This window comes from Hoylesella buccalis ATCC 35310 (assembly GCF_025151385.1).
Classification (GTDB): Bacteria; Bacteroidota; Bacteroidia; order Bacteroidales; family Bacteroidaceae; genus Prevotella; species Prevotella buccalis.
This window is the reverse complement of record NZ_CP102287.1, coordinates 412,997-426,495: the sequence shown is the minus strand read 5'-3', so window position 1 is coordinate 426,495 and position 13,499 is coordinate 412,997. Positions and strand designations below refer to the sequence as shown.

The window sequence follows — 13,499 nt, the reverse complement described above, 5'->3', positions numbered from 1 at the left end:
TTACTTTTCATGAAATACACATTAGTTTACAATAAAAACATTATCTTTGCATGTATACTTTAAGGCAAATAGATGGATACAAAGTTTGAATTCCTTGCGTCGGAAAAATCTGAATACATAGCCATATTCAAGCGCATCAAAGAAACAATTGGCGATTCTTTTCAGGAAAACGATGAAGCAAACATCAAATCGCATTTGAAGACATCTCTGGAGAATGGCCTCATCACAAGAGATGCCTTTGGGTTGAACCCAGTGTTAAACTCGATGCAGACAGCAGAAATTGCCGTCAACGAAATTGGCCTGAAAAGGGATGGCGTGGTTGCTATCTTGCTGTACCAAAGTGTGGTCAACGGTTACTTGGACATCGATGACGTTAGCGCGAAATATGGTGAGGTAGTAGCACATATCATTCATGGTCTGGTAAGAATTAATGCACTGTATAGCAAGAACCCTGTGGTTGAAAGTGAGAATTTCAGGAATCTGCTGCTCACCTTTGCTGAGGACATGCGTGTTATCTTGATTATGATTGCTGACCGTGTGAACTTGATGCGCCATATCAGAGATGCTGAAAACGTGGAGGCAAAGCGACAGGTGAGTGAGGAGGCAAGCTATTTGTATGCTCCCTTAGCCCATAAATTGGGGCTTTATCAACTGAAGAGCGAGCTGGAAGACCTGAGTTTGAAATACCTTGAGCATGATGCTTATTACATGATTAAGGATAAGCTCAATGCGACGAAAAAGGCTCGTGACAGTTATATCGCGAGCTTCATCAATCCTATTCAGCAGAAGTTGGAAGATGCAGGGTTGAAATTTCAGATGAAGGGACGCACCAAGAGCATCCATTCTATCTGGCAAAAGATGAAGAAGCAGAAATGTAACTTCGAAGGTATCTATGATCTTTTTGCCATACGTATTATCTTGGATGCGCCTTTGGAGAAAGAAAAGATGCAATGTTGGCAGGTCTACTCCATCATCACGGACATGTATCAGCCCAACCCAAAGCGATTGCGCGACTGGCTTTCGGTTCCAAAATCCAATGGATATGAGAGTTTGCACATCACCGTTTTAGGACCAGAGAACAAATGGGTTGAGGTACAGATACGTACTGAACGAATGGACGAGATTGCAGAGCGGGGTTTGGCTGCGCATTGGCGATATAAAGGCATCAAGAGTCAGGGCAACATCGACGAATGGCTGGCCAGCATAAGAACAGCCTTGGAAGCGGGTGACGATTTGCAAGTAATGGATCAGTTCAAACTGGATCTTTACGAAGACGAGGTATATGTGTTCACACCAAAAGGTGAAATCAAGAAGTTCCCTAACGGGGCTACGGTCTTGGACTTTGCCTATTACATCCACTCTGACGTAGGAAGCAAATGTGTTGGCGCGCGTATCAACAACAAGAACGTTCCTATCAGAGAACAATTGAAATCGGGTGACACGGTTGAGATATTGACGCAAAGCAACCAAAAACCAAACCAGAGTTGGCTGAAAATCGTCAAGACCAGCAAAGCGAAAGCCAAAATACGCCTGGCGTTGAAAGAAACTCAGGTGAAAGATGGGCTTTATGCCAAGGAATTACTGGAGCGGAGGTTCAAGAACAAGAAGGTGGAACTGGAAGAAACCATCATGAACCACCTGGTGAAGAAGATGGGATACAAGGAGATTTCGGATTTTTACAAGCAAATAGCTGACGAGAAACTTGATCCTAACGATATCATTGACAGGTATATAGAACTGCGTGACAAAGAATTGAACGTTAACACGCTGAAGCCAGTTCAACGTGCCGATGAGTTCAGTTTGGAGCATCCTGACGGACAAATGACCAGCCAATCTGACGTGTTGGTCATCGACAAGAACCTGAAGGGCATCGATTACACGTTGGCTCAATGCTGTCATCCCATCTATGGTGACGACGTCTTTGGGTTTGTAACGGTAAGTGGCGGCATTAAAATACATAGGAAAGACTGTCCCAACGCGCCGGAAATGAGGAAGAGATTTGGGTATCGAATGGTGAAAGCCAGATGGAGCGGACAAAATGGGGCCTTATACACCATCGTACTGCGCATCATTGGGAATGACGATATCGGAATAGTTAACAACATTACCAGCATTCTATCCAAAGAAGAGAGGATAGTGATGCGTTCCATCAATATCGATTCAAACGACGGATTGTTCAGTGGTAATCTTTCTGTTCAATTGGATGATGTGACGAGGCTGGATGCTTTGATCAAGAAATTACAAACGGTGAAAGGGGTAAAACAAGTAACCAGACTGTAAATAAAGAATCTTTTCGCCCTCTCTTTTCATGCAGACTCCAGCCAAGTATCATGATAAAAATCAGTATATTTTGCATTGTCTTAGGCAGCAATTATGAAGCAAGTATTTAAGTTGGCGTTGCCATCCATCATCTCAAATATCACTGTTCCCCTATTAGGTATCATCGACCTAACCATTGTCGGGCACATGGGTGATGTGATTTATATTGGAGCCATCGCCATTGGCACCATGATTTTCAATGTGCTGTACTGGCTCTTTGGTTTCTTGCGGATGGGTACCAGCGGCATGACATCTCAGGCATTAGGAAGACGTGATTTGACCGAAGCCATGAGATTGTTGGTTCGTTCGCTGACTATCAGTACGGCGATTGCTGCGATTTTCATCGTCTTCCAACTTCCAATTCGTTGGATGGCGCTGACCATCATGCAGCCCACCGAACAAATTGCGGAACAGGCAGCAATTTATTTTTCCATTTGCATTTGGGGCGCACCAGCCATGTTGGGCTTATACGGACTGACAGGATGGTTTATAGGTATGCAAAATACGCGAATTCCGATGTTGGTCTCCATCTTTCAAAACATCGTGAATATCGTTGCAAGCGTTAGTTTTGTATTTGGATTTGGCATGAAAATCCAAGGTGTTGCGTTGGGAACTTTGACGGCACAGTGGACCGGTTTCCTTCTTGCCTTGTACTGCTGGAAGCGATATTATGGCAGATTGGCTGAATATAATTGGAAAGATGACTTGTTTAAGCGAAGTACGATGGTTCGATTCTTTGCCGTCAACGGGGACATTTTCATACGAACGCTTTTCTTGGTTGGTGTCAATTTCTTTTTCATTTCAGCCGGATCGAGGCAAGGAGCCATCATCCTATCTGTCAATACGCTCTTGATGACTTTGTTCACCCTCTTCTCTTACGTTATGGATGGATTTGCTTACGCCGGAGAAGCCCTTAGCGGGAAGTATTATAGTGCAGCGAATAAGCTGGCCTTTGACAGGGTCTATCGTAGCTTGTTCGCATGGGGAGCCATCATGGCCGTGGTGTTCACGCTGGTCTACGCAGTTGGAGGCAATGGCTTTCTGATGCTGTTGACCAACGAAGCTGTTGTCGTTCAATCTGCCGAAGCATATTTCTGGTGGGCTGTGATGATTCCTATTGTCAGCGTATCGGCCTTTGTTTATGACGGTATATTTATTGGACTCACGGCCACAAGGGGCATGCTGGTATCTTCAGTGGTATCAGCTCTTGTCTTCTTCGTGCTGTACCTTACCCTACAAAGCTACTTGGGAAATCACGCGCTGTGGTTGGCTTTCATCGTCTATTTAGGCTTGAGAGGTGGCATACAATGGTTGTTGTATCGAAGAATGCATCTGAATTGGGTACAAAAATAAAATGTCGTCAACGCTTTGAGATGCATATCAAATCAATTATCTTTGCAATATGGAATTCATATACTTAGCCATAGGGCTCGTCATTGGAGCAATCATCGTTTTTTTCTTTTTAAATGGAAAGCTGAAAAAGCTGGAGACCAAGAACGTTTTGTCTAATCAACAATTGGCGCACGAACAAGAACTTGGCACACAGTTGCAAGCAGAACGTGACCGACTTCAGCGTGAGCAAGCAGAACAACAGCAACAGTTGATAACTATCAAACTTGAACTGGAGCGAGTAACTACGCAGCTGGAATCAGAACAAGCATCGCATTCGAAAGAGACAGAAATGCGCCGCGAACAATTTGAACAACAACTGAAGACCGTTCAAGAGCAATTCTCAAATTTGGCAACACGCATCTTAGAACAGACGTCGGAAAGGCTGAAGACAACCAACAACGAATCGATGGAACATCTAACAAAACCGCTTAAGATGAACATCGAGCAATTGCAACAAGCCATTCAGCACACAAATACAGAAACATCTAAGAATACTGCCTCGCTATCACAACAACTCAGAGAGATGAGTTTACAGACACAGAAGATTGAATCCACCGCAACCCGACTGACCAATGTAATTAGAGGTGGGAACAAGGCACAAGGCAATTGGGGTGAACGCATGCTGACAGACATTCTGGAAAGTCAAGGTTACAAGGTCGGCATTGATTATGACATCCAGCACACATTAACAGATGAAAAGGGAAATGTGATTAAAAATGATGATACAGGAAGGCGGATGATTCCTGATGTCATTCTACATTACCCAAACAATGAAGACGTCATCATTGATGCCAAGATGTCAATTGATGCCTATTATCAATATGTTAACACCGAAGAAGAAGCGCTCAAGAAAAAGTTTGCAGCCGATTTGGTGAGCAGTATACGCACACAAGCCACCAATCTCGCCAAGAAAGACTATAGCAAATATGTACATTCGCCACGAAAAGCCATTGATTTCGTCATCATGTTCGTTCCAAACGAAGGAGCTTTGCAGCTGGCTTTAGACACGGATCCAAAGATATGGAGTGAGGCTTTCGACAAACAGGTGTTCATCACCAGCCAACAAAACTTAATGGCCATATTGCGTATGATTCAGATAGCTTGGAGACAATACGCACAAACAGAAAACCAAAAGAAGGTTTTCGCCTTGGCTGAAGAATTATTGAAACGTGTAGGCGAATTCATAAAACGATTTGACAAGATTGGCAAAGACATTGACATGCTTCATAAAGACTATGGGGAAGCTTACAACAAGGCTTATACGGGGCGGCAAAGTATTGTACAGAAGGCCAACGAACTGAAAGAATTAGGCGTAAAAGAAAGTGCTAACCAACAGATTCCCATGGCCCAACCTGACGTATTGGACATCACAGAAGAAAGCGAAAATGAGTAAGACAAAAAAGAGATTGTTATTCGTGTGTTTAGGAAACATTTGCAGAAGTCCGGCGGCAGAGGGCGTAATGAAATCCATTGTCAAGGCTGCTGGCATGGAAAATGAATTCGTCATCGACTCAGCAGGCATTGGAGATTGGCACATCGGACAACTACCCGACCATAGAATGAGAAAACATGGTGCACAAAGAGGATATCGGTTTGATAGCCGTGCTCGCCAGTTCAATGCGGATGATTTTGCGAAATTTGACCATATCTATGTCATGGATCAAGAAAACAAACGCATGATTACCGCTATGGCAGCTACCGAAGAAGATGGCCAGAAGGTAGAAATGCTGGCAAGTTACCTAAAAGACAAGCCGAACGTTGATGTGGTACCAGACCCATATTATGGAGGAGATGAAGATTTTAAATATGCGCTTGACTTGATAGAAATCGCTTGTAAAGAGTTATTTATTCAATTAAATGGAAAATAAGCTGGCCATTTGTAATTCCACGCGAGCTCGGTTTAACTGACTGAAGAGCAGACCCTACGAATCGTATATTTATAATCTTCTGGCATTTCATCAATTGCCTCGATATTATATGAGGCTGCATGAGTACACGAGTTCCTATATTTTTTAATCCTTATAAATGCAATGTATACATTGCACTTTTCTGTATAAATATTTTGTAAGATTATAAAATATTGTTATTTTTGCAAAAGCATAAAATAAATAAATTAAGAGAATACTTTAAGGTATGGATGTAAAAAGAGTTTATACCTTCGGCAATGGAAAAGCTGAAGGTAAAGCAGATATGAGAAATCTGCTTGGTGGCAAGGGTGCTAACCTTGCGGAAATGAATTTAATAGGCGTTCCAGTTCCTCCTGGTTTTACCATTACGACAGATGTTTGTAATGAATATTTTGACAAAGGAAGAGATGAGGTTGTTGAACTTTTAAAGGGTGACGTTGAACGTGCAGTCAAGCACATTGAGACTTTGATGAACTCAAAGTTCGGTGATGCATCCAATCCGTTGCTGCTATCCGTACGTTCAGGAGCTCGCGCTTCCATGCCAGGCATGATGGATACCATCTTGAACCTAGGACTGAATGACAATGTGGTGGAAGGCTTGGTGAAGAAAACTGGAAATGAACGTTTTGCTTATGACAGCTACCGCCGTTTTGTACAAATGTACGGTGATGTAGTTCTCGGAATGAAACCAGCGAACAAAGAAGATATCGATCCATTTGAAGCAATCATCATGGATGTCAAGGCCAAACGTGGAGTGAAGCTTGACAATGAAATGACCGTTGATGACCTCAAGACATTGGTTGTTAGATTTAAGGATGCCATCAAGAAACAAACAGGAAAAGACTTCCCTACCGATCCCATGGATCAACTCTGGGGAGCCATTTGTTCGGTGTTTGACAGCTGGATGAACGAGAGAGCTATCTTGTACCGCAAGATGGAAGGCATACCCGCAGAATGGGGTACAGCCGTTTCTGTCATGGCCATGGTGTTTGGTAACATGGGTAATACCTCTGCCACTGGCGTATGCTTCTCCCGCGACGCAGCAACTGGTGAGAACCGTTTCAATGGAGAATATTTGGTCAATGCGCAAGGTGAAGACGTTGTTGCGGGCATCAGAACGCCGCAACAAATCACCAAAGAAGGAAGTATGAGATGGGCCAAGCAGCAGAATATTAGCGAAGAAATACGCAAATCCCAATATCCTTCCATGGAAGAAACCATGCCGGAAATCTACGAGCAGCTGAACAATATTCAAGACAAGCTGGAGAAGCATTACCATGACATGCAGGACATGGAGTTCACTGTACAAGAAGGCAAACTGTGGTTTTTACAGACCAGAAATGGAAAACGCACAGGTACCGCTATGGTTAAGATTGCCATGGATTTGCTGCATGAAGGAGAAATTGACGAAAAGACAGCACTAAAACGCTGCGAACCCAATAAGCTGGATGAACTATTGCACCCAGTATTTGATAAGCTTGCACTCGGCACAGCCAAAGTTCTCACCAGAGGATTACCCGCTTCACCAGGTGCTGCAAGCGGACAAATCGTATTTTTTGCAGACGATGCTGTTAAATGGCACGAGGCTGGACATCAAGTTGTCATGGTACGTATGGAAACATCTCCGGAAGACCTGGCTGGCATGTCTGCTGCAGAAGGCATCCTGACAGCTCGTGGAGGTATGACATCACATGCTGCCGTTGTTGCCAGAGGTATGGGCAAATGCTGTGTATCGGGCGCAGGAGCCATCAATGTGAACTATAAAGAGCGCATAGTAGAGATAGACGGCATCGTTCTCCATGAGGGCGACTATATATCTATCAATGGCTCAACAGGCGAAATATACCAAGGCGAGGTTGAAACACGCCCGGCTGAAGTTACTGGTGACTTTGCAGAGCTTATGAAGCTTTGCGACAAATATACCAAGTTGGTGGTACGTACCAATGCAGACACACCGCATGACGCTGAAGTTGCACGTAATTTTGGTGCAGTTGGCATTGGCCTTTGTCGCACAGAACACATGTTCTTTGAGAATGAAAAGATCAAGGCCATGCGAGAAATGATCTTGGCTGAAACCCAAGACGGCCGTGAGAAAACTCTCGAGAAGCTCCTACCCTATCAGAAACAAGACTTCTATGGCATATTGAAAGCGATGGACGGATATCCCGTTAACATCCGATTGCTGGATCCACCGCTACACGAATTTGTTCCTCATGATTTGGCTGGACAAGAAATCATGGCCAAGGATATGGGTGTCAGTGTGCACCAAATTCAAAAACGAGTAAACAGTTTAAGTGAGGCTAACCCCATGTTAGGCCATCGTGGCTGTCGTCTGGGCAACACCTATCCAGAGATTACTGCCATGCAGACAAAAGCCATCTTGGGTGCCGCTATTCAATTGAAGAAGGAAGGATACGACCCACGTCCCGAGATTATGGTGCCACTGATTGGTATCGTGAAAGAGTTTGATGTGCAAGAAAAAGTAATTAGAGACACGGCAAAACAACTGTTTGAAGAAGAGGGAATTGAAATACCTTTCCATGTAGGAACAATGATTGAAATTCCTCGAGCTGCTCTTACAGCCGACTTGATTGCTGAACGCGCTGAGTACTTTAGCTTTGGAACGAATGACCTTACTCAAATGACGTATGGGTATAGCCGTGATGATATCGCAGGTTTCTTGCCTGTTTATTTGGAGCAGAAAATATTAAAGGTAGATCCGTTCCAAGTATTAGACCAAGATGGCGTAGGACAGCTTATTAAAATGGCCGTAGAAAAAGGTCGTTCCACTCGTAAGAATCTTACATGTGGCATTTGTGGTGAGCATGGTGGTGAGCCTACTTCCGTGAAATTCTGTCATAGGGTAGGTCTTAACTACGTTAGTTGTTCACCGTTCAGAGTTCCTATCGCCCGCTTAGCAGCGGCTCAGGCAGCAGTCGAGGGATAAGACTTTTCACATTTATCAACAGCAATAGGTCAGGTAGTTGCGTGTATCAACACAGGCTACCTGGTCTTAACTTAAAATCGACATGTTATCAAGATTATTTATTCTCATCCTTAGTTGTTTCTTTTTCATGAATACACAAGCTGACAATGGTGCAAAAGTGGCAACTGTCAGTATCGGTTCAGAATACCAACAAGCGCTGACGGACATTAAGGCCGAGTTTGGTGAACCTACAACCATTGACCAACAAGCTATTGAATTCAAGAATATGACCTATCATAATTTTAAATTTGACTTAGTCATCTTCAAGTTCAAGAATGATAAATTAAATGAAGCTCGCTTTTTCATGAGAGCCAAAAATAAAATAGGTGCCGATAAAAAAGTAGAAGCGTTGTCTAAAGAGCTGGGTAAAAAACATCCTCTATCAGAAGATTATGAAGATGGCTCATATTTCTATAAAGGCGGTTTATCACCAAAAGGCATAGGGCACTTGTTTACCATCTCGACAGCCAAAAGACAAGGTGTATGGAATGCTGAATTGACTTACGGTCCATTCTAATTCATGCATTTGTTCTATTTTTTGTGTTCAATGAAAGCGTGGTGCAAAGCTACCATATAACTGTTGAATAAACACATGGCTTCATCTTACCCATTCCAGTTGGAGCACATGCTAAAGATTCAAAATCGAAGTGCAAAAATTGTTGGTGTTTGGATTGTACAAAAAACATGAAAAACACCGCGGAGGTTGCCATGCGGCCGGGGGCGCGAAGCCCCCGAAGAGCACAATCAGCAATACAAAAAAAGCAAAAGGGAGACCGCAGTCTCCCAAAGATTAATTAACTTTGTATTGTATATGTATCATCAATTAACCTCGGAGCAAAGGTCGCAAATTTTCGCCTTACTCCAAAAGAAAATAAAGAGAAAAGAAATTGCCCTCATTGTGGGTACGAGTGAAGCTACGATCAGTCGTGAGCTAAAGAACAACAGCACGCCATCAGGAAAGTATATCTGGACAAAGGCGCACGACATGGCTATGCAGCGCAGAAATAGAACGGTAAAGAACTCCAAACTCTCCGACGAATTGGTCTGGAGAATCAAGGAATATATCATCAATGACCAGTGGTCTCCAAGACAAATATCTGGTTATCTGCGCAAGAACGAGGGGATAAAGGTGTCCCACCAGTCCATCTATAACATCATCCACAATGACACGACAGGGGAACTTGCCAGGCACACAAGGCATAAGATGAAATACAGGCATCGTCCCAAGGGCAGACATCTTCCAATCAAGGACAGGGTGAGCATCCATGAAAGAAGCAAGGAAGTTGACGGGAAGAGATTCGGGGATTTTGAGATGGACTTGATCGTAGACCCTGCCCAGCACGCCATACTCACGCTGGTGGAGAAGTCCACCAATATGCTGCTCATGCAGAAACTGCCATTCGGGAAGCAGTCAAAGCCCCTGGCAAAGGTGGTCAGGAAACTGCTGCTGCCATACAAGGATTGTCTGAAGACCATTACAACAGACAACGGGCCTGAATTTGCGGCACATAAGGACATTACCAAGTTCTTAGGCGTGCCCGTGTACTTCGCTGATCCATATTGCTCATGGCAGAAGGGAGCTATTGAGAATACAAATAAGCTGATCAGACAATATATACCGAAAAAGGATTCGTTTGAACATTACACAGACAAGAGAATTATGTCGATACAAAAGAAATTGAACGAAAGACCGAGAGAAAAATTAAACTTTTCTACACCAAAACGAGAATTCTTCAAACACGTTTTGTAATTTTGCACTTGCTGGTTGACTCTACAGATGCGCTAAGCATATTAAATGGTTAAAAAATTTTGGGCATTGCCAAATTATTATTACATTTGCACACTCATTTAGGAAGATTGGCAGAGTGACCGAATGCGCTGGACTCGAAATCCGGTATACCCTTTTTGGGTATCGGGGGTTTGAATCCCTCATCTTCCGCCAACAAAAGAGACTTCAAACTCATTGACTTTGCTTACCAAAGTCAATGAGTTTGAGCTTTTATAGCATTGACATTGAGCACTAATAGCATTGACTTTGCGTGTTAATAACTTAGACTTTGCGTGTTAATAGCTTAGACATGGTGTGTTAATAACTTAGACTTTGAGCACCAATAGCTTAGACTTTGAGCACCAATAGCATAGACTTTGAGCACCAATAGCATAGACTTTGAGCACCAATAGCATAGACTTTGAGCACCAATAGCATAGACTTTGAGCACTCGTCTGTTTGGGTATACTTTTGGTACTCAAAACATAAACCAAAAAAGTTCGAGATAACATCATTGTGTTGTCTCGAACTTTTTTGTTCAATTACATCAAATTGTTTAGTTATTGATAGTCCCGCCAACGATATCCAGCAACTCGTTTGTAATGGCTTGCTGTCTACCCTTGTTATACTGTAAATTGAGTGAACGAAGCAAGTCATCTGCATTGTCGGTAGCTGTCTGCATAGCGACCATTCGAGCGGCATGCTCACTTGCGTTGCTATCTAGCAATGCCGTATAGAACATGAGGTGTAATTGATTGGGTATCAAGGTGCCCAATACAGTCTTGACATCAGGCTCTACAATGAAGTCATCGTTCAATGGCTGGACATCTATCTCTTTCCTTTCAACTTTTAGATTCTTTTTCCTCAGATATTCCTGTGCTCTTGCCGTCGTGTAAGAAGATTTCAAATCACGATCATTTCCCCATCCAATCTCGGTTGACAAGTCAATGGGTAAGAAGGTTTTACGAGTCAGAATCTGAGAACCTACACTTTTAAAGTGATGATATATCATCTCGACCTTGTCATACTCACCGTTAAGGAACTTCTGTGCAATTTCATGAGCAATCTTTTGGCAGGTCTGTGCATTAGGCTTATCAGCCAATTCAACGAAATTCCCAGCAGTTTTATACCCCATCTTTACAGCACGCTCTGCAACTTTTCGGCCAATAGGATAAATAATAATGTTATCCTTATCAATTCCGAGACGATGGTAATCTTCAACAGCCTGTTGCATCATTTTCAACACATTAATGTTAAAACTACCGCATAGACTGCTGTTTGAAGAAAAAACCACCAATGCCACGCGTTTCAAGTTAGGACGTACGGCATCAAATGGCGTATCAGCATCTGGTGTAGAAATAAGAAATGACTTAAGAATATGCTCCAACATATTTTCGTATGGGAGCATATTCTCTACTCTGACCTGTGCATGATGAAGTTTGCTAGATGCAACCATCTTCATCGCACTGGTGATTTTTCGGGTATTCTTGACACTGGCAATACGTGTCTTAATCTCTTTGAGTGACGGCATAGGCTATGAAACTTTGTAAGAAGCTGTCACTTCGCTCATGGTTTGCTCGATGGTCTGGATGGCTTCGTCTGTTAATTGGCCTGACTCAAGAACCTTCAGTACATCAGCATGTTTGGTGCGCATGGCTTCCAAAAAGGTATCTTGGCATGTTCGAACCTCATCAATTGGCACATCATGCAGCAAGCCATGTACGCCACAATATAGAATGGCAACTTGCTCGCCCACAGGAACAGGACTGTATTGTGGTTGTATCAACAACTGATTGTTCTTTCTTCCTCGATCAAGTGTCATGGCTGTTACCGAATCCATATCACTTGAGAACTTGGAGAATGCTTCAAGCTCACGATACTGGGCTTGATCAATTTTCAAAGTTCCGGCAACTTTTTTCATACTCTTGATCTGAGCACTACCACCAACACGTGACACGGAGATACCCACGTTGACAGCAGGTCGAAAACCTTGATTGAAGAGATTGGACTCAAGGTAAATCTGTCCGTCTGTAATAGAGATAACATTGGTAGGAATATAGGCTGACACATCGCCTGCCTGGGTTTCAATAATTGGCAAGGCTGTCAATGAACCACCACCTTTGACATGACCCTTCAGGCACTCGGGCAAGTCGTTCATCTGCTCGGCTACCTCTTGCTGGTCATTGATACGAGCAGCCCGTTCCAACAATCTAGAGTGTAGATAAAACACATCACCCGGATAAGCTTCACGCCCAGAAGGACGACGTAGAATCAGTGAAATCTCGCGGTAAGCAACGGCCTGTTTAGATAAATCATCATATACCACAAGAGCTGACTCCCCTCGATCGCGGAAATATTCACCGATGGCAGCGCCTGCAAACGGCGCATAGTATTGCATGGCAGCTGGGTCAGCGGCTGTAGCAGAAACGATGATGGAGTAAGGTAAAGCACCACGTTCTTTTAATGTCTGAACAAGGTTTGCAACAGTGGATGCTTTTTGGCCGATGGCTACATAAATACAGTAAACGGGTTTGCCTGCATCATAAAAGCTCTTCTGGTTGATAATAGTGTCAACCGCAATAGCTGTTTTACCAGTTTGACGGTCACCAATAATCAACTCACGTTGTCCTCTACCAATTGGAATCATCGAGTCTACAGATTTCAATCCTGTCTGCAGCGGTTCTTTCACGGGTTGTCTGTAAATCACTCCCGGAGCTTTACGATCCAGCGGCATTTCAAACGATTCTGTCAAATCGAGCTCGCCCAATCCGTCAATAGCCTCACCAAGAGGGTTGATGACACGTCCAAGCATGTTGTCATTCACGCGGATGGATGCGATGCGATGGGTACGTTTCACAACCATCCCCTCTTTGATGGCGGATGATGACCCCAAAAGAATACAACCGACGTTATCTTCCTCCAAGTTCATCACAATGGCTATCACACCATTCTCAAACTCGAGCAACTCGTTAGCTTCGGCATTCTGCAAACCGTACACGCGAGCCACACCATCCCCCACGTTAAGTACGGTACCAGTTTCTTCAAACTGATTGTCCGAGCTGACACCACTTAGTTGTTGAAGTAGTACGTCTGACACTTCGCTTGGTTTTATTTTGTCTGACATTTT

9 protein-coding genes and 1 tRNA gene are annotated in these 13,499 nt (G+C 43.5%); 8 read left to right on the top strand and 2 right to left on the bottom strand.

Annotated features, from left to right (window positions below; genetic code table 11):
* Positions 1 to 72 precede the first annotated feature (72 nt).
* The 8 genes from NQ518_RS01860 to NQ518_RS01825 all read left to right on the top strand — a co-directional run bounded on the left by NQ518_RS01860 (position 73) and on the right by NQ518_RS01825 (position 10,546).
* Entirely contained in the window at positions 73 to 2,280 is a 2,208-nt protein-coding gene (locus NQ518_RS01860) for a RelA/SpoT family protein (RefSeq protein ID WP_227961017.1), read from the top strand.
* Between the two features lie 93 nt (positions 2,281 to 2,373).
* A complete protein-coding gene (locus tag NQ518_RS01855; protein ID WP_227961018.1) occupies positions 2,374 to 3,672 on the top strand; it encodes an MATE family efflux transporter in 1,299 nt (432 codons plus the stop codon).
* Between the two features lie 49 nt (positions 3,673 to 3,721).
* Complete coding sequence (locus NQ518_RS01850) at positions 3,722 to 5,104, top strand: DNA recombination protein RmuC (protein ID WP_227204913.1); 1,383 nt, start codon at positions 3,722 to 3,724, stop codon at positions 5,102 to 5,104.
* Positions 5,097 to 5,579, top strand: a complete 483-nt coding sequence (locus NQ518_RS01845; RefSeq protein ID WP_227204912.1) for a low molecular weight protein-tyrosine-phosphatase — start codon at positions 5,097 to 5,099, stop codon at positions 5,577 to 5,579. Before NQ518_RS01850 ends, NQ518_RS01845 begins: the two co-directional genes overlap by 8 nt.
* Positions 5,580 to 5,844: 265 nt before the next feature.
* Positions 5,845 to 8,565: a pyruvate, phosphate dikinase gene (gene ppdK, locus NQ518_RS01840; RefSeq protein WP_227961020.1), complete on the top strand. Its 2,721-nt coding sequence runs from the start codon at positions 5,845 to 5,847 to the stop codon at positions 8,563 to 8,565.
* A gap of 127 nt (positions 8,566 to 8,692) precedes the next feature.
* A complete protein-coding gene (locus NQ518_RS01835; protein WP_227204910.1) occupies positions 8,693 to 9,121 on the top strand; it encodes a hypothetical protein in 429 nt (142 codons plus the stop codon).
* Positions 9,122 to 9,415: 294 nt separating this feature from the next.
* Entirely contained in the window at positions 9,416 to 10,354 is a 939-nt protein-coding gene (locus NQ518_RS01830; protein WP_227208636.1) for an IS30 family transposase, read from the top strand.
* A gap of 101 nt (positions 10,355 to 10,455) precedes the next feature.
* Positions 10,456 to 10,546 (top strand) — tRNA-Ser (locus NQ518_RS01825).
* Positions 10,547 to 10,928: 382 nt separating this feature from the next.
* On the opposite strand, the gene NQ518_RS01820 is transcribed toward NQ518_RS01825, so the two are convergent.
* Both NQ518_RS01820 and atpA read right to left on the bottom strand, forming a co-directional pair.
* Positions 10,929 to 11,903 (bottom strand): F0F1 ATP synthase subunit gamma, encoded by a 975-nt coding sequence (locus tag NQ518_RS01820; RefSeq protein WP_227205574.1) that lies wholly within the window; start codon positions 11,901 to 11,903, stop codon positions 10,929 to 10,931.
* Positions 11,904 to 11,906: 3 nt separating this feature from the next.
* A complete protein-coding gene (gene atpA / locus NQ518_RS01815; RefSeq protein WP_227205576.1) occupies positions 11,907 to 13,496 on the bottom strand; it encodes a F0F1 ATP synthase subunit alpha in 1,590 nt (529 codons plus the stop codon).
* Positions 13,497 to 13,499: the final 3 nt, after the last annotated feature.

What these genes read in the sequence shown, in the direction of transcription:
- atpA (WP_227205576.1), bottom strand. Translation starts at nt 13,496, where the DNA reads ATGTCAGACAAAATAAAACCAAGCGAAGTGTCAGACGTACTACTTCAA.
- NQ518_RS01845 (WP_227204912.1), top strand. Translation starts at nt 5,097, where the DNA reads ATGAGTAAGACAAAAAAGAGATTGTTATTCGTGTGTTTAGGAAACATT.
- NQ518_RS01855 (WP_227961018.1), top strand. Translation starts at nt 2,374, where the DNA reads ATGAAGCAAGTATTTAAGTTGGCGTTGCCATCCATCATCTCAAATATC.
- NQ518_RS01830 (WP_227208636.1), top strand. Translation starts at nt 9,416, where the DNA reads ATGTATCATCAATTAACCTCGGAGCAAAGGTCGCAAATTTTCGCCTTA.
- ppdK (WP_227961020.1), top strand. Translation starts at nt 5,845, where the DNA reads ATGGATGTAAAAAGAGTTTATACCTTCGGCAATGGAAAAGCTGAAGGT.
- NQ518_RS01820 (WP_227205574.1), bottom strand. Translation starts at nt 11,903, where the DNA reads ATGCCGTCACTCAAAGAGATTAAGACACGTATTGCCAGTGTCAAGAAT.
- NQ518_RS01850 (WP_227204913.1), top strand. Translation starts at nt 3,722, where the DNA reads ATGGAATTCATATACTTAGCCATAGGGCTCGTCATTGGAGCAATCATC.
- NQ518_RS01835 (WP_227204910.1), top strand. Translation starts at nt 8,693, where the DNA reads ATGAATACACAAGCTGACAATGGTGCAAAAGTGGCAACTGTCAGTATC.
- NQ518_RS01860 (WP_227961017.1), top strand. Translation starts at nt 73, where the DNA reads ATGGATACAAAGTTTGAATTCCTTGCGTCGGAAAAATCTGAATACATA.